The organism is Pseudochrobactrum mosebachae, assembly GCF_048914685.1.
GTDB lineage: Bacteria > Pseudomonadota > Alphaproteobacteria > Rhizobiales > Rhizobiaceae > Pseudochrobactrum.
In genome coordinates this window covers 1,755,001-1,773,863 of sequence record NZ_CP128408.1, presented here as the reverse complement: position 1 = coordinate 1,773,863, position 18,863 = coordinate 1,755,001, and the positions used below count along the sequence as shown (strand labels likewise).

Genomic DNA, 18,863 nt, shown 5'->3' with positions numbered 1-18,863 from the left:
GGTCGCCGAATAGAGCTGGCCACGTTCGGCATCGCGCGAGGTGCCATCGCGCTGGATGTAGCGAAGATGGGCCGCCCCCTTGCCGTTCTTCCCCGCGCTCTGGACGTACCGGGTTTTGACGACGACACGGCGCACGCCGGCCGCACTGTGCCTCCACCCGTCCGACAGGGTTCGGGCGAGGACAAAGGCCGCGCCACGGCCACGCTTGACGCCCGGACCTGTGCCAGCCCTCGATGCCTTCCCGCTCTTTCCGGCCGAACCAGATGAAGGCGACGAGGACGTCCGTGATGCGAATGATGTTGATCTGCCGGGGCTATTGCTATGCTGACGCACCAGCTTCTTCGCCTGCGTCAGAAAGCTCTTTGCCTTGCCCGCCTTCGGGACGTCGGATTTGATCTGACCTGGCCTGGAGCGAAAGCGGTTCTCGTCGTCGGCGCTCATGAGCGCATCCTATGCTGTTTAGGCACGCAAACGGCAGATATTCGGCTATAGTGCCGGTCAAAACCCAGCAAAGCCAAAGCTTTGCGCCATATCGCGGCACGCGAGGCCAAAAAGCAGGGTGCCGTGCGCCGCGCCCCAAAACAGTGTGCAGACAAGGGCTTGCCCAGAAACCGGCCAGATAGGGTGCCGGTTTCCTTTATCTTGCCCTCCGCCTTTCTTTCCCTTTTTGCTCTTCCTGCCGGGAATACAGCCAGGCGATCCCTTGCCTGACTGCACACCGGAAGCGGACCGAAAGCGCGTGGAGACGCCATGTTCATGGCACATATCCATTGCTTGCACGGCCCACGAACAGGCCGCCTTCCTGCGGCTCCTGATCGACGGAAATGCGCATAGGAACGGTTGCGCGGACGTCGTTCGACGGCTGATTGGCCGCTGCCGAATTGCCGCTGGATAGCGCAACGAAGAGCGGAGTTTCGCGCCAATCCGGCGGTGGCGGCGGCGCGATCGTCGGCACATCAGGCGCAGTCGCAAGCGCAAGAACAGGTGCGAGCGTGGCGACATAGGAGCGTGTTTCTGCTGGCAAAGTGCGGCCCGTCGCCAGATGCTCGTCATAGCGACCGGGACCGGCATTGTAGGCCGCCAGCATGGCTGCGACATTGCCATAGCGGTCCCACATCTCGCGCAGATACGCTGTACCTGCGAGGATGTTGTCGCGCGGATCGTAAGGATCGCGCCCGAGGCCATGGCGGCTGCGCAGGCCCGCCCAGGTATCGGGCATGACCTGCATCAGTCCCATTGCACCCGCCGACGAGATGGCGCGTACATCGCCTGCGCTTTCCACGCGCAGTACGGCCCGAATCCAGTGCTCCGGAATGCCGAAGCGCTGTGATGCCTCGGCAATGAAAGAAGCATGGGGATGCGCGGGAACAGGCGCGGGTTGCGTCGCCACCTGTGCAATGGCTGGGGTCAATCCGCCGCCAGCCGATAGCAGGGCCGTGAAGAGAAGAAGAGCGCGGGATCGCATGGTCTCAGTCCCGATCTTTGCGGGGCCGCGGGCGGCTCCAGTGCAGTGACCATGACGAGCCTGTGTCGTCGTCGCGGAACAGGTTGGCCCGGATCGGATGCGGCAAGGCGGGATCGTCGAGCAGCACCGAGAGATATTCGCCAGCCTTGTCGCCGGTGCGTTTCCATGCGGCACCGACCTCGGGGCCGTCATCAGCACCGTGATGGATAAGATAGTCCGGCGCGTTTTCGGCGTCTGAATGCTTGGCTGGTAGGATGGTAATCTCACGGAAGAGCGTGAGCGTGTGAACGCGCCCGGAAAAGCCCGTTTCATCACGCGTGAACAATCCGATCTGTGGCATGAAAAAACTCCTGTTGCTGAGGTTTCGGCGTGGGTTCAATGTGTGGCCGCCCGCCATTCGTAGCGGCCATCACCTTCCCCATTGGTCCAGAGCGGGAGCGCCCGACCGATGACGGAACTGACGGGAACAGGTCCGAAGTAACGGCCGTCGAGGCTGTCCCGGACTTCCCAATTCATGAGGAAGAGTTCACCGTCCCCGATGATACGGCAGCCCTGCCAGACCGGCAGATCGCGGCCCATGCGGTCGCGCTCCAGCGCATCCCCCATCTCGACATTATCGACGGTAATGGTCGCACCGTTGCGGCAGACGCGCTGTCCAGGCAGGCCGAGAACGCGCTTCAACAGCGGTACGCCGCGTCCGATATAGCCACGCTCGACCATGAACCGCTCCAGCGGTTCGGACGGCATGATGGCGACCAGTTCGGGAACTGCGAGCGCGTCGGCGTGAGCAACTGTGTAGAAGCCAATGGGGGCGCTGGCAGTCGCATTCCAGATCAGCCGTGTTGGCAGATCGGCAACCGCCGTGGCGACAAGCGTGCCGACCGCCAGCATGGACACGGCGAGGATATGACGGCGGCTCATGGTGCGATCCTCCGGCGCCTGATCCACGCGGCATGGCGCTCCGGAGTGTAGGGATTGGGTTCCTGACCGGCACTCAAGCGGTTGTGGACGTGTCGCCAATGGACCGGCGCAACATCCGCCGGATCGACGCCAAGCGCGTCCACGGCATCGATCAGGGCCAGCACCCGCTGGACTTGCCGCCAGCCGTCAATACGCAGCAGGATCTCGCCGCCAGGACGAACGAAGGGCATGGTCTGGTACGGTTCGCCACGCCCGGTCGCGCGCAGGATGTCGAGCCGCGAGACGATGGTGCCGTAATCGTTGGAGGCCCAACGGACGAAGGCGAAGATGCTTTCGGGAGCAAAACCGACCAGACTGCGACGGCGATCAATGATCTGCTCAAAGCTCTTGCGACCGAAGCGTATCCAGCGCTCGACCTTCTTCTTCTGGAAGGTCAGTTCGACCAATGTGGTGAACGGTGCAGGCCCGTCCGCCTGCGGATGTTCATGCGTAGCGCGCACGGTTTTGCCGGTCAGGGCTGATCTCCCTCGATGGGTGGAAACTCGCTGACAAGCAACTCGCTCAGCATCACGGCGACGGTGATGCCACGCCGGAAAGCGGCGACCTTGATGCGTGCTTCGTTCAGAAGCCCCAGCATCTCGGCAAAGGCACAGCCATCAAAGGGCGATGGTTGCACCGGGATCAGCACCAGATCGGCTGCAAGCAGCGCAGAGCGCGTAAGACCAGCGACACGGGGCGGACCATCAATGTCGACATGATTGGCGTCACGCATCAGCTCCGACCAGTCGAGTGCAGTGCCTTGCGGTTCGGCATCGATCAGGATGACGCGCTTGCCTTGCGCCGCCCAGAGCCGGGCAAGATGCAGCGCCAGCGTGGTCTTGCCCACGCCGCCTTTCTGATTGAGGAGCGCGACGATCATGGCGTACCCCGCCCAGGTCGGCGGGAAGTGGCACTGGCACCGTGCCTTTCATGCGCGCGCGTCAAAGAAGAAAAGTTAGATTCTATGTTAGATTCTATGTTAGCAGCCGGATTCTTCTTTTCGTTCCAGAGACTTAACTGGGGTTCGTGCGCCTGATGTGCCGATAGTGCTGCGCCTGATGTGCCGATACCCTTTGCGCCTGATGTACCGACGGCATCCACAATGTTACCCACAGGCACTGTGGATAGATTTTCAGGGCGGATTCGCAGTAGTTCGCGGCGATCTTCGCGCAGGATCTTGAGCCTGTAGCCGGGCAGTGGCTGGCGGTCAGCAATGCGCCGCAGGTCCAGCGCAAAGTCCGATGGCCGGGCCATGCTGCCGGATTTCTGGTGGAGGTGCGCAACCTCGAACATCCAACCATGCGGCTGATGACCGGCATGTTTACGGGCGACACGGTAGAGCCAGCGCTCGATACCGCCGGTAAGCCGGAAATAATCCGGATCGATTGTGATGACCAGAGAACGGTCAAGAACACTGTTATAGAACCATTCGGGCAGGACAAACTCCATGCCTTCTACGCGACCATCGTGCGTGGTCATCTCTTCCCATTCGTTGATCCAGGAGAACTGACGGCGGCGCCAATGCTTGCCGTTACGGATCGTCGTGGCGACGACGGTGGATTGCAGCCGAGCGAGGGCTGCCTTCAGCAACAGATATTGCCGGTTTCCGGTGTCGCGACCGATGGCGCGCAGCAGATGATAGGGTGTAAAACGGAAGAAGCGAGATGTTTTGATGCCGTTGTTTTCGGCGGCGACGATCTGGCTGGCAGCCCAGATCAGCACATCAGCATCCCAGATCGTCGCCATTCCATGTTCGGGCATCCCGAACACCTGCACCTCGACATCGGCAGTCTTGTAGAGGATGGGTTTCGTACGCGGTGTCTTCGCCAGCGAGAAGAAAGGCCGTTCCATCAGATCGCGCTGATCGCGCGGACTGGCATCGCCGGTTGCGACCACGAATGGATCGAGGTAACTACGCTCGCTGTCCCCCTCTCGCCGTCGAGTGTCATGGTGATCGACGCGCCGCATTCAGAGCTTGCTCCGCTCTTCAGGCGTCAGGGGGCGCGCCGGAAAGACCGTGCGAGCGTCCTTGTCACTGGTAGACTTTCGCGCGCCGATGTCGGCCCAGGACTGGAGATCATCGACGGTATAGAGGACGCGGCCACCGATTTTGCGATAGGTCGGGCCGGTCCCGTAGGTCCGGTGTTTTTCCAGTGTGCGAAGAGAAATGCCAAGGAAACGCGCAGCTTCCTGGGTGCGCAGCATGCGTGGTAGCATTTCCATGTTACGGCGCTCTGCCATGAGATCACCTCCAGTTCGTCAGGTTGATACGGCTGCCGGAGACGGCGGCGCGCTATGACGAACCATGGAGAGAGATCGGCGGCGCGTAGCGTGCCGCATTTGCGCCCCTGCACAGACGGCACCCCTGAAATAGGCTGTGTCAGCGCGAAAAGATGTGAGATTTCAGCAACTCAGGAAGAGGTATGTGGAATTTCTCAAGACATCGGCGTGTAATTCGGTTAAGAATGCCGTTGGAGCAGACGCACTGCTCCGGGGCTTAGTAACCCCTGTTGGCGGTTGGTGTCGGCCGTGACGATGCCACACTCCTTGACCCTATGGTCGGGGAGCCCTTGGCGTATGTTCAGGGCTTCTCGCCTAAAGGCCATGGGGCCGTCCAACACGGTTACTAACTCCCCGATCACCAGGAGTCAGAGAGTTGTCTTGCGGGGGCGAACCGCAGAAACTCCTCTGAAAGAAGGGGAATGACCGTGAAAGCACCCGTCGAACTTGATCCCGATGTGGATGATCTGGCCCCATCCAGCGATGTCATCACCGCCTATGACGAGCAACACTTTGTGACCTATCTGCGGCTCCTCGACGCCAAAACCGAGGACGCAGATTGGAAGGAAGTGGCGCAGATTGTACTGCACCGCGATCCGGCATCTGATGAGATGCTAACCCGGCGATGCTGGCAGAGCCATCTGGAACGCGCTCAATGGCTGTCGCGGGAAGGTTACAGGCAAATACTGGAACAGGCTGCGGCAAACAGAAATCGTTGAGATTACCTCATTTGCCTTTTGATCGTGGAATCAGCTTGACCGGATAATGCAAAAGCAGCCGATAGCCCCCGCGCATCATCCTGATGCCGTTGGCAACAAGACGACGTGCCTTATTCTTACGCGGATCAATCTCGAAATCTTCCTTGTTGCCACGGAACCCAAGCAGCACTTCCGCGACAGAACGGTAGCTTTCCCCGTGCAGCCTGGCGTCCAGAGCGCGCAGCGACAGAAGATGCCATTGGCGAAGCTGAGCTGGCATGGCGCGAATATCCCGCCCCGGGGAGCGGCCTGTCAGGCACCGCCAGAGGCGGCGGGCAGCATGGGCGCGTAATTCCATGAACTCGTCCATAGGCAGGGTTGCAGCATAGAAAACCGTGGCATTGATCGCCCCCTGCGGTAGCCAGAATTGATGTTCCACCCCGTCGACACGCCAGATGGCATGCCAGCCATCCGGCGCGCGGCGCAGGATCAAGTCCTCCAGACCCGCGAGAGCGATAAGCCTTTCAGTCTCAAGGCATACATTCTCGACAGGTGACAGGATAATAGCCTGCGGATTAGAGCAAGGCGACCAGAAAGGCGGGTTCAAGTCAGGCCGCGCGTTTGGATCGTGCGGAAAATCGTACACCCCAGCGGCAAGCAAAGGCGTCCACCTCAGTAACACTCGGCTCTGCCATCTGTGCAAGGCACGTGACATCGTTGCGGTAATCCTCATTGCGACGAAGATATTCCCAAGCGAAACCAGCAGCTGAAAGATCTTTGACGTGTTTATATGCCGCCGGAATACGCCAATCTATGCTTTGCATGGCGCGTCCTCCCATAATCGGACAACGCGAGACATCGTCCGATCCGGAGAGGCTGCCGCAACTTCAGCGCTTCGTGTAGCCAGATTAATAAGATAAGTGGATCGCCTAAACCGATAAGTCTGTTCAGCATTTCTCTCCAGTGCCCCAGAAACCAATCCACCCGTTTTTTCATCTGTTGGAAAACACATGGACCTCGCCATATGCGGTCTCGATGGTGAAGAACTCGCCGGCCATCACAGCGTCACGTGCCATCGCATCCCAGTCGATATAGTAGCGCAGAGCGTCGGGGATCGTGACGCTCTCGGTGGTTAGTTCTTCCATGTAGTCGGCAGGCTTCGGGAACTGACCGTGATAGCAGTCCTGCAAAGTGAATTCGGCTTGGTCTATGTCACCGCCGAACTGCTCCAGCAGGCCAGCGCCTAGTGCGCCATGCTCTTCTATGAAAGCGGCCATTCGCGCGACGGTGCCGATCTCAGCATACTCGCTGATGTCAATGCCTTCGAAACCCTCATAGTCGTGAATGGCGTATTCCTCCGCCTCCTTGATCGGGGAGCGCGCTAGCATGACCGTAATCTCGTCCCTGATTTCGTCTGCGTCCTGATCCGCGTTGATCCAAACCCCATGCAGATAGCCGTTATTGTAAGCGGCAAGGCAGGCAACATAGATGCGAGGATTACTGTCGGATACGTTAGTCATGTCCATGATCCTTTGGGTTTGGGTTCATAGCAGCGAAGCGCTGCTCTTGAACCCTTGCCCGTCGGCGAGACTGGGGTAGCATACAGCAAGGGCGGCCAGGGCGGAGGGGGATCACCCGACCTGCACAAGCCTATTTAGGCGCGGAAGGATGGGGATACCGCCCTGAGCGGTTCACTTACCTTGCTGGCGCGAGGGCAACGCCCTTAGTGCCTGGGCACCATACTGCAGAATTCCTGCGCCGCACCAGCTGATGATGAGAACTAAGTTTACGCCGTAGCCCTCTAAAAGAACTTGCAGGTAGGACCGGCGGCCCGATTAAGCACGAAGAAATCCATAAGTAAGTTTCCCGTTACACTCCGATGAACGACCGATATGGGGCCGTTTGCAGAATGTCGGGTTGCGGGTGATGAAGGCAGATAGCTGCCATTCGATCTACTACTCAGCGAAAGCAGCTTGCGAACAAAGTCCACCTTTCACCAGAAATATCGCGGAAATCCGAATACGACAAAAGCAGTCCTTTGTGTGGCAAGGAGAAGCTGATATTCTAAAGATCAGGACATTATAGCGCCGGCGCGCAGAGGGGGCTATTGCGTGATCTATGCTTGGATTGATGGTGTAAGGCGGCAACCGATCGCCAAGGGCGAGCGCACCGTTTGCAAGGATTGTGGCGGGCTCATCACCTCCGTCATGCCCGCGCGGAACGTCAAGCACTGGCGGCACAAGGCGGGCGATTGCGACCGCTGGGGCGAAGGTGAAGGCCCGTGGCATCTAGCCTGGAAAGAGCAGTTCGACATGGGATGCTGCGAAATTGGCCTTTATGACGCCGCCGCCGGTGAGTGGCACCGCGCCGATGTGCTGTGCGGTGCGGGCACGCCGATCGCCACCGTGCTGGAGCTGCAACACTCCAGCATCAGTGAGCAGGAGCGCATGGAGCGCGAAGCCTTCTACCGCCAGAAGCATCGCATGTTCTGGCTTGTACACCTGCACGACGAGCATAGCTTCACCGGCACCAGCTTCCGCCTATCGCTGGGTCTCGGCGCGCTCACAGCGACCGTGGACGGCCATGATTTCGAGATCGTGCACTTCGCGTCGCGCAGCAGCCAGTTCATCGAAAAGTGGAAGCGATCGAGCGCGCATGTCTTTTTCGACTATCAGGGTCACATCTTCTACCTCGCGAACGAGAGCGTGGCAGCGCGGGCCAATGGCGGTCTTCCGCTGAAGAAAGGCTATTTTGCCTATTCCAGGATATCGCGGGAAGATTTCATCCGTGCTGTGCACGGGACGGACTGACACCATGACCGATCCGAACACCGGCCTGGTGGCCGCAATCTTTCCCCTACTCCGCACCGCCCTGGAATCCGCTTCCTACGGCCAGCTGATCGAGCGCGATCCCGTACTCGCCGACGTATGGACACACCGCCATTGTAGCGAGGTCGACAAGAAGGCCTGCAGCAAGGCCTTCACCTTACACCCAGGCATCGTCCACCTGAAGGACGTGGCGCCCGACGTCTATGACCCCGCTAAGCTCACCCATGAAGGCACGATTGACTTCGGCGCGCATCCGAATTTGAAGGGCGTCGCCAGCCACCTCTCGATCGACGTGAACCCGTCCGGACGGCATGATCGCCCTCGCCTCGCCCGATCCCGGCGAGGATCGGGTAAAGCGACTGATCGAGGAGCTGCAAGCGTTCAATGACCTGAAGAACGATGCCATTGCGCCCTATCAGCACCCCGAATAGCTTTCCGCACGCCGCACGTTTCCACTGGCCTGTCACCCTGGTACCACTGATTTGCCCAACTGCCGGAATTGGTTCGTTAAGTGACCTTAAGGTTGGGGGCCGGGAGTGGACTGTCGGATTTTGGGAAATGAGGTCTAGTGAACTGACTTTTGGGAGAACCAACAACCTGGCTAGCCGCTAGTAAGAATTCAAAAACCACCATTTTTATAGCATCTAATTGAACCCTGCCGTCTATTAAATGACTGTATAGCTACCAGTTGCTCATCGCCTCTTGAGATTTACGCGTATCTCATCACCTTGGAACCAACCCCCTCCCTCGCTCCACGAAGAGATGATTCCGCGCGTCTCAAGCCATTGGACCAATGCGCGATTTCCATCTGATCTTACCAGTCTTGGAGTGTGATATCCTGTCGTTATCTCAGAATACGGTTCTGGAAGCGCCGCAAGCACTTCGCGTGCTTCGTCCGTTGTCATAGTCGAGTGAAACTTGTTGAACAGGGAAATCTGCGTCCCAACGGGCCTAGAATTCAAGATCAGCGACCGTGCTATAGCCGCATCAATACCGGATATACGAACGTTAGTGCGGTCAAGAATCGGGCCAATGAGTTCCGCCCGTTTGGGCTTTTCTGTCAGCGTATTCAAATCGAACAGGTCGATTATCGCGCGCTTATCATCAACGGTTATATCGGCTTGAATGAGCCTTTCTCGGAAGACATCGTCGAGACCGAATATTCCGGGATCGGTAAGATAAGCTTTGATATTTTTGGCCACGAAAAGGACTGGAAAGTCTGTACTGGCGTCTAGGCTTTCGAGGGTGTCCTTTGAAAAGGTAATCCTGTGCTCCTCTATGAGAATAGTAAGCTTCGAAGGATCGAGGGGGTTGGGAAAATTCCTGAACTTGTTGGGCAGTGCTCGAACATATTCCCGGAAACTGTCATTGCTCAGTGCATTTGCGTTAACAAGGAATTGGCGTAGCGGCAGTGTCTCCGGATCATTACGCAAACTGTGCTTAAGAATTACCGCGCGCACATCTTTCCGATCAAGATAGGCCACCATGATTTCCTCCGCGAAGCCACCGCTTCCCATAAACGCGATACAATTCTCCCATGTCGGCGCGATACGTCCCAGCTCAAACACCACGGCGAGGTGTTTCTCCGGAACCCCCTCCAGCGTTGGCAGGAGAGCCGTTTGTCGACCGAGAAATTCACGCAGATTGTCTTCGTCAAGTTCCTCCCGGCCTAGGAGATCGGTTATGGCTGCCGTATCTTCCTCAGAATTGTTGTGAAGCTCAAGGAGCACGTCGCTAAGATAGATATCAAGATCGCGTTCGACCCTGGTGATCAAGGCAGGATCTGTGATCGAACGCAGCGTAGTGTAATTGCGCTCGCGAAACGCCGTGAGATTGGTCTCGCCCATAACCTCGCGATAGATGTGTTCCATATTGGCAATCGAGAGTTCAAAAAGGCCCCGTCTCACCATGAAGTGCACGATGCTGGTGAACTTCCCTATTGCCGGAAGGTCTCGAACCTCGAAGCCAATGCGCTCGAGGCGTTCAGGTGCCAAGTCAGGTGCAAGTGCCAGAATTTCAGGGAGTTTCTCCGCGACGAAATCAGTGAACTCGTCGCCATCGCGCGCTAGTGTTTCTAGCGCCCCTTCCGGCAGGTTGGTTACCAACTGTGTGATATGGGAGAGATTGCGCTTGCTGGCGATTGCCGTCGGAACGAACTGCTTCCATTCGTCAGCCAGGCGGGAAAGCAACTTGGGGACAGCGCGTCCCGTGGCGTAGTAGGCCTCTAAGAAATCTTCGCAGCCGTCGAAATAGGACGCGATGAACTCCAATAGTTTACGAGTTTGCTCGCTGTAGCGGGACGCCTCGTTCAAAAGGCAGTCAACCAATTTGACATTAAGGACATAGCTCTGCCCGAAATCCGCTTCGCGCATCGCTGCGATGACTTCATTCGGGTTGTCGATCTGAAAGTTGGGGTCGGGAGTAATGAATGCTCGTATCTGGATCAGAAACTTGTTGTCATTGGGCGACAGTCGACCCGAATGAAACAGCGACGTATACTGATAATAAGTATCGTCGAGATGGCCTTCCAGAATCAAGAAGCGGGCCAGCTCGCCCTTCTCGCCGAAGACATCAAAAAGATCAGTCACACGGTCGGTGCTTGAACGCATGATTTCATTAAACTTGGCTGTTCGGAATGTCGCAATCCTCTCTCGAAGCTCCCGAATCCGTCGCAAGTTTTCGCTCTTGTTGGCCTCAGATTTACTCTCGATTTCTGCCTTGCGCTGCAAATACGTCCTCTGGCTATCCACTTCGTTCTGCAAGTTAGAGACATCGATCCGTTGTCGGTGATGATGGACATTACGGTGGAAAATTTGCGACGTTACAAATATCTGTTCAAGCGCTTCGTTCCCGGCAAGCTCAGAAAGTGCGCCCCATGACTGTCCGTCAAGGCTGACGTAAATGGAATCTGCAGGAAGCCTCTCAATCAGCTCCATTGCGTAGATTTGGCGCAACTCTTTCAAGTCAGAAGGTGTCTGCCGTTCGGCAGCTTCAATCTTTTGTTCGATTTCCGCTATCTCGGCCTTAAATGTTGCCTCTCCCTGTGCAACAAGTTCATCGTGACGGCCCAGAATATAAGCAAGATTGCCTTCTCCCCTATGGAGTTGTTCGAAATCTTTGGGGTAGACGTTCTTATAGATCAGGACCGCAAGCAGCTTGTTGGAGTTTAAAATGTTTTCGTCGTCGGCTTCCAGGTTCGCTACGTAGATGGCATATTCATTGAAGATGTTTTGAATGAGCCTCAAGTCATTTAGGTATCTTGATACCTCTCTGAGAAACTGCCGATCGAGGCGGTCGTCGAGGTCGAGCCTCTTTCCTTGTTCCAGCACCATATCGATGGAGTTCGACGCGTTGATGATCGGTATGACGGGGATGATGAATTCAAAGAACTTAGTGCGATCTGTATTAACAAACACGTCGTCGCGCAGGGCGTAAAGAAATCGAATGGTTCTTCGGACCCCTGCGTTCTCATTCACCAAACTGTTGATTTCACGCAATGTCACGAATATTTCGGCATCTTCGAAGCGGTCCAGATCTTCAATAATGACGAGATCATAATCTGTCGACTGAAAGAAGTAGATAATTTCATCCAAATGACGGTTAAGTATTGAATCTAGATTGTCTGATGCGGGTCTAATTTCTATGTCTTTTAGAGAGATACTTTTAAGTGACAACCCAAAGCTGGCCACATAAAAGTTGTGCAACACAACCCACAAAAAAGACAACGAAAACCCGAAGACTCCGAAATTAGGCAAATTGCTGAATGCTATTGGATCGAAAAAGGTGCCGCTGATTATCAGTTCCCGCTTTGTGAATACGTACCAAAGCGAAAGTAATCCGAACATGATGTACAGCGATTTGAAGATCGACAAGACGCCTGGGGATTGAATTCGCTTAAATCGCGACAGTGGAAGTTTGTTGGCATCTGCGCCATACAGCATTTGCTGTAGTATGCTTCTTTCAATCTCCTGCCGGCTGACCTTGAGACTTTGGGCGCCCACTTCTCTGTCGCTTGGTGGGCTGGCTTCTTTCACGAACGCGGCAAGAGATATGTGAAGGGCAGGTTTTCGGTATGTTTTCAGGAACGATTGGATGATGCTGCTTTTTCCAGAACCATAAGGCCCCGTCAGTGCTATATTGTTTACCTTCGGGTCAGTCGTCGCGAATACTAAAGCTTCGGAATATATACCGTCCTTGTCAGCCTGGTCGGTCGGTGCAAGGTTTACAAATTTTTCTTTTGTGATGGCGGCGTGACCGATACCTTCCAAGAACGCGCCGAAACGAGTGAGCCAGCCACCCAGCCAATTTATAGATGTTGCTATGCGTTCGCCCATAAGTAACCTAACGATCACCGATCCAAGCAAGAAATATGACTAAGGAGCCGAAAAACCTACTTTTCGTCTCCAAGAACGCCGTATTTTGGAATCGATTCCTAGAGTCCCACCGCTCGCAATGATAGCGGGAAGTATCGATAGTTAACAGTCTCTATGATTGGCCGCTTTCGGGCGCTAACGGTGTGAGTTGCAACGACCGAGATAAGGCGCATAGCGTTCGTTTAATGCTCTATAAGCTATGTCTATGCAGGGTCAAAAACGACCAATCTACCCGAAGAGATTTGAACTCGACAGAGGATGAACTGAGCCTATTGGCCTCACTCACCCTCTCTCCGCCTGTAAGTGCCTCTCCCTTTTCTACGCCAAAGCATCCTATTCACCGCACGGAGAGCCGCGAGGCCTTCCCCAGCTTGGCATTCCACGCTTCCATGTCCCTTGCCCTTTCCGAGCATGGGATTGTTTAGACTATGGCGATTAAACCGTACAGGAGCAGCAACAAGGCTTTTTCGCCTTCGCCCGGACATCAAATGGGCGAGAACGATCCTGCCCGCACCGACGCAGCGATCCGCTCCATCGCCCGCTTGATCGGCCGCCAGATCGCCCGCGAGCAGTTCGAACGCAAGGCCCAGAAACAACAGCACGTGAAGCCTCTTCCTTCGCCCTGATGTCAAACAGTCGGCCTCGTCGGCAAGCGACATGCACGCGAGTTTCACCCGGCGCGGGTACCCTGTGCCGGGTTGATGCAGTTTTACCTTGAGACCGTTTTGGTCTCATGCTATAGGTGTCGGATGAGAATTATTGCCCGCCGTACGTTGCGCGAATTTGTCGAAAGCCTCGCGGGGCAGAAAGAGCAGCCGGCCGTAAAGGCCGCGCTCGATGCCTGGTTCGATGAAGTCAGCAAGGCGGAGTGGACGAGCACCGCCGATGTGAAGCGACTCTATGCGACGGCGAGCATCGTCAGTACCGAGCGGATCGTCTTCAACATCAAGGGCAATGACTACCGCCTCATCGTGTCGGCGGACTTCGAGAAGGGTATCGTCTGGATTAAGTGGCTCGGCACGCACAAGGCTTACGACGGGATCGACGTGAAGGAGATCGACCATGGCAACGGACCTGAAACCGATCCGCACGGAATCGGATTACGATGAAGCGCTAGCAGATGTCGAACGGCTGTGGGGTGCCAAGAGCGGCACGCCAGAAGGTGACCGCTTGGATGTGCTGGCAACGCTGATCGACGTCTATGAGGCGAAACACTACCCTATGGATCCACCTGATCCAGTAGAGGCGATCCGCTTCCGCATGGAGCAACAGGGGTTGACCCGCAAAGATCTGGAGCCGATGATCGGACCGCGCAATCGGGTTGCAGACGTACTCAACCGCAAGCGCAGCCTATCTATCGACATGATCCGGCAATTGCATATCCGCCTCGGCATATCAGCCGAGGTGCTAATCCGGCCGAGCCGGATGGATAAGGTAGCTTAGGAGAGACAGCTGATGACGCGCGTTGCACTTTATGCCCGCTATTCCTCCGATAATCAGCGCGAGGCGTCGATCGAGGACCAGCTGCGCATCTGCCGCGAGCAGGCGAAGCGCGAGAAGTGGAAGATCGTCGGCACCTACAAGGACGCAGGCATCTCTGGTGCAAGCATGATCCTGCGACCGGGTATTCAGGCGCTCCTTCAGGATGCACAGGCAGGCCAGTTCGACGTTGTGCTGGCAGAGGCACTGGATCGCATCAGTCGCGACCAAGCGGACGTCGCCACCTTTTACAAGCACCTCAAATTTGCTGGCCTTCCGATTGTCACGCTGTCCGAGGGCGAGATCAGCGAACTGCATGTCGGCCTCAAGGGCACGATGAATGCGCTGTTCCTCAAAGACCTTGCCGCCAAGACACATCGTGGCATCCGTGGTCGCGTCGAGGAGGGCAAATCAGGTGGCGGGCTCTGCTTCGGCTACAATGTCGTCAAGCAACTCGATGCCCGCGGTGATCCCATTCGCGGCGACCGGGAGATCAACGAAGCCGAGGCCAGTGTTGTCCGGCGCATTTTCCGCGAATTCGCCGCCGGCATCGGCCCGCGCACCATCGCACGTACCTTGAACGATGAAGGTGTCCCAGGCCCGGGTGGCAAGCTCTGGAGTGACACGACGATCCGAGGCCATGTGAAACGCGGCACGGGTCTGGTGAACAATGAACTCTACATCGGCCGTCTGATCTGGAACCGCCTCCGCTATATCAAAGACCCATCGACGGGTAAGCGCGTGTCGCGGCTTAACCCGGAATCGGAATGGGTCATCAAGAATGTGCCGGAGCTGCGCATTGTCGACGACGAACTGTGGCAGGCGGTGCGCGAGCGCCAGGGCGAGATCGCAGAGAAGTTCGTCAACGTGACCGAGGGCGTGCGCAAGCACCACAAAAAGAACAAGCTCAACGGTGTTCGACGGCCACGCACACTGCTGTCCGGACTGATCTTCTGCGGCTGCTGCGGTGGCCCCTATTCGCTACGCGGCCCACAGCGCTACGCCTGCTCGAACCACATCAGCAAAGGCACCTGCGACAATAGCCGCACGATCCGCCAATACGAGTTAGAAACCCGCGTGCTTACGGGCCTTAAGGATCGGATGATGGCCCCCGAGATCGTCGAGGAAGCAATGCGCGCTTACGCCGAGGAGGCCAACCGCCTGAACCGGGAGCGGCGCTCCAGCGGCGATGCCTGGAAGGCTGAGCTCGTAAAGAACGAGAAGCAGATCGCGCAGATCGTAGAGGCCATTGCGGACGGCATGTATCATGCATCGATGAAGGAAAAGATGACCGCGCTGGAGGCTCGCAAGGTTGAGTTGACTGCCCTCCTCGCCGACGCGCCAGCCGACACGCCGGACATCCTGCCAAGTGCTTCGGCGATCTATGCGAAGAAGGTTTCTGCCCTGACCAAAGCGCTCAACCGGAAGGAAGAGCGGCAGGAAGCGGCGGAGATATTGCGCGGCCTGATTGAGAAGATTGTGCTAACGCCAGGGCGAGAACGCGGCGAGATTTACGCGACACTACACGGTGAACTGGGCACGATCCTCGAATGGACGGAGCAGCAAGTCGTTGGAAAGACTACAAAAACAACAAAACCCGCCGCTGGTGCGACGGGTTTGTTAGTATCGGTGGTTGCGGGGGCAGGATTTGAACCTGCGGCCTTCAGGTTATGAGCCTGACGAGCTACCGGGCTGCTCCACCCCGCGATAAACTTGTGAGCACCGAGCTTAGCCCGACTTTTGTATTTGTCTGTCCTCGACCTTTGGTCTGCGGTCAGACGGGAGCTGCTCCACCCCGCGTCAAAGAATGTCGGGTCTTGAGCCCGGGAGCGCAGTCAGGCGTAGCCTGATGAGGTGAGACCGGAAAGCAATTGATTGATTATCAATTACCGGCCGAACGGGCTGCTCCATAGCCCTTCATTTCAGCTTTTGAGCATATTTGCCTTGTCATTAATTACAGACTGCATATTTGCTTAAAGGCTATTAGCCAGTTTAACATTATAATTTCTGGCTTGATATTTTTGAACGCTTTGCGCGTTTTGAATGATTTGTTTTGTATTGATTGTGAGATTATTGTTTTGTGCGTTTTGCAGACCTGGCAGCGACCTACTCTCCCGCGTCTTAAGACGAAGTACCATTGGCGCTGGAACGTTTCACGGCCGAGTTCGGAATGGGATCGGGTGCAGCCGCTCCGCCATAACCACCAGGTCAGCAAAGCGCACAGAAACAAATAAGAAGCTGGGTTTTTCGTGCAAAGTTTTTCAGTCAGTGGCGTGTCGAACACAATTGTGTTCGCAAGGCCGACTGGCCGTCGCGGTTTATACCGCGCCTCTCGGAGCCATTCACAAAGTGAATTAGGCGTGAGAGCAAACAATCCTATCATCGACGACCTTTGGTCGTCGCTGATGGATATTGAGAATGAGAACAATCAAGTCAGTCGAGCTATTAGTACCGGTCAGCTGCATGCATTACTGCACTTCCACATCCGGCCTATCAACGTGGTGGTCTTCCACGGCTCTGATAGGGAATACTCGTTTTTAGGTGGGTTTCCCGCTTAGATGCCTTCAGCGGTTATCCCGTCCGTATATAGCTACTCTGCTATGCCGTTGGCACGACAACAGATCCACCAGAGATACGTCCATCCCGGTCCTCTCGTACTAGGGACAGATCCTATCAATATTCCTACACCCACGGCAGATAGGGACCGAACTGTCTCACGACGTTCTGAACCCAACTCACGTACCGCTTTAAATGGCGAACAGCCATACCCTTGGGACCTGCTCCAGCCCCAGGATGCGATGAGTCGACATCGAGGTGCCAAACAACCCCGTCGATATGGACTCTTGGGGGTCATCAGCCTGTTATCCCCGGCGTACCTTTTATCCGTTGAGCGATGGCCCTTCCACACGGGACCACCGGATCACTATGACCGACTTTCGTCTCTGCTCGACTTGTCTGTCTCGCAGTCAGGCGGGCTTATGCCATTGCACTCGACGAACGATTTCCGACCGTTCTGAGCCCACCATCGCGCGCCTCCGTTACTCTTTAGGAGGCGACCGCCCCAGTCAAACTACCCACCATACACGGTCCTGGACCCGGATATACGGGTCGCAGTTAGACATCTATGACGATAAGGGTGGTATTTCAAGGATGACTCCACTCGAACTGGCGTCCAAGCTTCAAAGTCTACCACCTATCCTACACATGTCGCCACAAATGCCAGTGTAAAGCTATAGTAAAGGTGCACGGGGTCTTTCCGTCTAACCGCAGGAACCCCGCATCTTCACGGGGAATTCAATTTCACTGAGTCTGCGTTGGAGACAGCGGGGAAGTCGTTACGCCATTCGTGCAGGTCGGAACTTACCCGACAAGGAATTTCGCTACCTTAGGACCGTTATAGTTACGGCCGCCGTTTACTGGGGCTTCAATTCAAGGCTTGCACCTCTCCTCTTAACCTTCCAGCACCGGGCAGGCGTCAGACCCTATACGTCGTCTTGCGACTTCGCAGAGCCCTGTGTTTTTGGTAAACAGTCGCTACCCCCTGGTCTGTGCCACCCCCATCTAGTTGCCTAAAAAGGGGTCACGCTTCTTCCGAAGTTACGCGTGCAATTTGCCGAGTTCCTTCAACGCAGTTCTCTCAAGCGCCTTGGTATTCTCTACCAGTCCACCAGTGTCGGTTTAGGGTACGGTCTATATGTGGGAGCTATTTCCTGGAACCGCTTCACTGCAAGATCAATCCAATAAGACCTTACAATACACGCGATCCGTCACTACCCACAGGCCCACGAATATTAACGTGGTTCCCATCGACTACGCCTTTCGGCCTCGCCTTAGGGGCCGGCTAACCCTGCTCAGATTAACTTTAAGCAGGAACCCTTGGACTTTCGGCGAGAGTGTCTCTCACACTCTTTATCGTTACTCATGTCAGCATTCTCACTTCTGATATCTCCAGGGGCCCTCACGGGTCCCCCTTCACAGACTTACAGAACGCTCCGCTACCACGCACATTAAGTGCATCCACAGCTTCGGTGTATGGCTTTAGCCCCGGTACATTTTCGGCGCAAAGACCCTTATCTAGACCAGTGAGCTGTTACGCTTTCTTTAAATGATGGCTGCTTCTAAGCCAACATCCTGGTTGTTTTGGGATCCTCACATCCTTTCCCACTTAGCCATAACTTAGGGACCTTAGATGGTGGTCAGGGTTGTTGCCCTCTTCACGACGGACGTTAGCACCCGCCGTGTGTCTGCCGACTAGTACTCCTCGGTATTCGGAGTTTGATTGAGATCAGTAAGACGGTGAGTCCCCATTACCCATTCAGTGCTCTACCCCCGAGGGTATTCGGTCGACGCTCTACCTAAATAGATTTCGCGGAGAACCAGCTATCTCCGAGTTTGATTGGCCTTTCACCCCTAGCCACAAGTCATCCCAATCTATTGCAACAGATACGGGTTCGGTCCTCCAGTTGGTGTTACCCAACCTTCAACCTGCTCATGGCTAGATCACTCGGTTTCGGGTCTAATCCGACGAACTGAACGCCCTGTTCAGACTCGCTTTCGCTACGCCTACACCTACCGGCTTAAGCTTGCTCGTCAGACTAAGTCGCTGACCCATTATACAAAAGGTACGCTGTCACCCAGAACGAATCTTGGGCTCCAACTGTTTGTAGGCAACCGGTTTCAGGATCTCTTTCACTCCCCTTGTCGGGGTGCTTTTCACCTTTCCCTCACGGTACTTGTTCGCTATCGGTCATGCACGAGTACTTAGGCTTGGATAGTGGTC

At 56.0% G+C, this 18,863-nt stretch carries 17 protein-coding genes, 1 tRNA gene, 2 rRNA genes and 1 pseudogene (1 of these 21 running past the window's edge); 7 read left to right on the top strand and 14 right to left on the bottom strand.

What is annotated here, in order from left to right:
* Positions 1-754: 754 nt before the first annotated feature.
* From MP213Fo_RS08045 to MP213Fo_RS08015, 7 genes and pseudogenes are all read right to left on the bottom strand, one after another.
* The gene (locus MP213Fo_RS08045; RefSeq protein ID WP_421088544.1) at positions 755-1,465 is read right to left on the bottom strand and encodes a lytic transglycosylase domain-containing protein; all 711 of its coding nucleotides are present in this window, start codon (positions 1,463-1,465) and stop codon (positions 755-757) included.
* Positions 1,466-1,469: 4 nt separating this feature from the next.
* Entirely contained in the window at positions 1,470-1,805 is a 336-nt protein-coding gene (locus tag MP213Fo_RS08040) for a DUF736 domain-containing protein (protein WP_421088543.1), read from the bottom strand.
* A gap of 35 nt (positions 1,806-1,840) precedes the next feature.
* The gene (locus tag MP213Fo_RS08035) at positions 1,841-2,386 is read right to left on the bottom strand and encodes a S26 family signal peptidase (RefSeq protein ID WP_421088542.1); all 546 of its coding nucleotides are present in this window, start codon (positions 2,384-2,386) and stop codon (positions 1,841-1,843) included.
* Entirely contained in the window at positions 2,383-2,901 is a 519-nt protein-coding gene (locus tag MP213Fo_RS08030; RefSeq protein WP_421091072.1) for a DUF2840 domain-containing protein, read from the bottom strand. The genes MP213Fo_RS08035 and MP213Fo_RS08030 overlap by 4 nt, the downstream gene beginning before the upstream one ends.
* Positions 2,902-2,993: 92 nt before the next feature.
* Positions 2,994-3,305, bottom strand: a pseudogene (locus tag MP213Fo_RS08025) (AAA family ATPase); the annotation flags it as partial.
* The gene (locus tag MP213Fo_RS08020) at positions 3,302-4,393 is read right to left on the bottom strand and encodes a replication initiator protein A (RefSeq protein ID WP_421088541.1); all 1,092 of its coding nucleotides are present in this window, start codon (positions 4,391-4,393) and stop codon (positions 3,302-3,304) included. The gene MP213Fo_RS08020 and the pseudogene MP213Fo_RS08025, both read right to left, overlap by 4 nt.
* Positions 4,394-4,666 (bottom strand): helix-turn-helix transcriptional regulator, encoded by a 273-nt coding sequence (locus MP213Fo_RS08015; RefSeq protein ID WP_421088540.1) that lies wholly within the window; start codon positions 4,664-4,666, stop codon positions 4,394-4,396. It lies immediately after the preceding gene.
* 467 nt (positions 4,667-5,133) lie between these two features.
* Here MP213Fo_RS08015 and MP213Fo_RS08010 point away from each other — a divergent pair, with 467 nt between their 5' ends.
* On the top strand, positions 5,134-5,424 hold the full coding sequence (locus MP213Fo_RS08010; RefSeq protein ID WP_421091071.1) for a DNA -binding domain-containing protein: 291 nt from the start codon (positions 5,134-5,136) through the stop codon (positions 5,422-5,424).
* A gap of 7 nt (positions 5,425-5,431) precedes the next feature.
* On the opposite strand, the gene MP213Fo_RS08005 is transcribed toward MP213Fo_RS08010, so the two are convergent.
* The 3 genes from MP213Fo_RS08005 to MP213Fo_RS07995 form a co-directional block, all read right to left on the bottom strand.
* Complete coding sequence (locus MP213Fo_RS08005) at positions 5,432-6,010, bottom strand: DUF2285 domain-containing protein (protein WP_421088539.1); 579 nt, start codon at positions 6,008-6,010, stop codon at positions 5,432-5,434.
* Position 6,011: 1 nt separating this feature from the next.
* The gene (locus tag MP213Fo_RS08000; protein WP_421088538.1) at positions 6,012-6,227 is read right to left on the bottom strand and encodes a transcriptional regulator domain-containing protein; all 216 of its coding nucleotides are present in this window, start codon (positions 6,225-6,227) and stop codon (positions 6,012-6,014) included.
* Positions 6,228-6,395: 168 nt separating this feature from the next.
* Entirely contained in the window at positions 6,396-6,923 is a 528-nt protein-coding gene (locus tag MP213Fo_RS07995) for an antirestriction protein ArdA (protein WP_421088537.1), read from the bottom strand.
* Positions 6,924-7,514: 591 nt separating this feature from the next.
* Between MP213Fo_RS07995 and MP213Fo_RS07990 the strand changes: the two genes are divergently transcribed.
* Both MP213Fo_RS07990 and MP213Fo_RS07985 read left to right on the top strand, forming a co-directional pair.
* Positions 7,515-8,213: a hypothetical protein gene (locus tag MP213Fo_RS07990; protein ID WP_421088536.1), complete on the top strand. Its 699-nt coding sequence runs from the start codon at positions 7,515-7,517 to the stop codon at positions 8,211-8,213.
* Between the two features lie 4 nt (positions 8,214-8,217).
* Complete coding sequence (locus MP213Fo_RS07985; protein WP_421088535.1) at positions 8,218-8,619, top strand: hypothetical protein; 402 nt, start codon at positions 8,218-8,220, stop codon at positions 8,617-8,619.
* Between the two features lie 304 nt (positions 8,620-8,923).
* Here the strand turns inward: MP213Fo_RS07985 and MP213Fo_RS07980 are convergent, their stop codons facing one another.
* A complete protein-coding gene (locus MP213Fo_RS07980) occupies positions 8,924-12,565 on the bottom strand; it encodes an ATP-binding protein (protein WP_421088534.1) in 3,642 nt (1,213 codons plus the stop codon).
* Positions 12,566-13,032: 467 nt separating this feature from the next.
* On the opposite strand from MP213Fo_RS07980, the gene MP213Fo_RS07975 reads away from it, so the two are divergent.
* The 4 genes from MP213Fo_RS07975 (at position 13,033) to MP213Fo_RS07960 (ending at position 15,757) form a co-directional block, all read left to right on the top strand.
* Positions 13,033-13,230 (top strand): hypothetical protein, encoded by a 198-nt coding sequence (locus tag MP213Fo_RS07975; RefSeq protein WP_421088533.1) that lies wholly within the window; start codon positions 13,033-13,035, stop codon positions 13,228-13,230.
* Positions 13,231-13,353: 123 nt separating this feature from the next.
* On the top strand, positions 13,354-13,713 hold the full coding sequence (locus MP213Fo_RS07970) for a type II toxin-antitoxin system HigB family toxin (protein ID WP_421088532.1): 360 nt from the start codon (positions 13,354-13,356) through the stop codon (positions 13,711-13,713).
* Complete coding sequence (locus tag MP213Fo_RS07965) at positions 13,667-14,047, top strand: helix-turn-helix domain-containing protein (RefSeq protein WP_188826145.1); 381 nt, start codon at positions 13,667-13,669, stop codon at positions 14,045-14,047. Before MP213Fo_RS07970 ends, MP213Fo_RS07965 begins: the two co-directional genes overlap by 47 nt.
* Positions 14,048-14,059: 12 nt before the next feature.
* Positions 14,060-15,757, top strand: a complete 1,698-nt coding sequence (locus MP213Fo_RS07960) for a recombinase family protein (protein ID WP_421091070.1) — start codon at positions 14,060-14,062, stop codon at positions 15,755-15,757.
* On the opposite strand, the gene MP213Fo_RS07955 is transcribed toward MP213Fo_RS07960, so the two are convergent.
* From MP213Fo_RS07955 to MP213Fo_RS07945, 3 genes are all read right to left on the bottom strand, one after another.
* Positions 15,714-15,790: transfer RNA gene (locus tag MP213Fo_RS07955), tRNA-Met, on the bottom strand. The genes MP213Fo_RS07960 and MP213Fo_RS07955 overlap by 44 nt on opposite strands.
* A 386-nt stretch (positions 15,791-16,176) precedes the next feature.
* Positions 16,177-16,291 (bottom strand): 5S ribosomal RNA (gene rrf, locus MP213Fo_RS07950).
* Positions 16,292-16,507: 216 nt separating this feature from the next.
* A 23S ribosomal RNA gene (locus MP213Fo_RS07945) occupies positions 16,508-18,863 on the bottom strand; it runs 453 nt beyond the window's last position.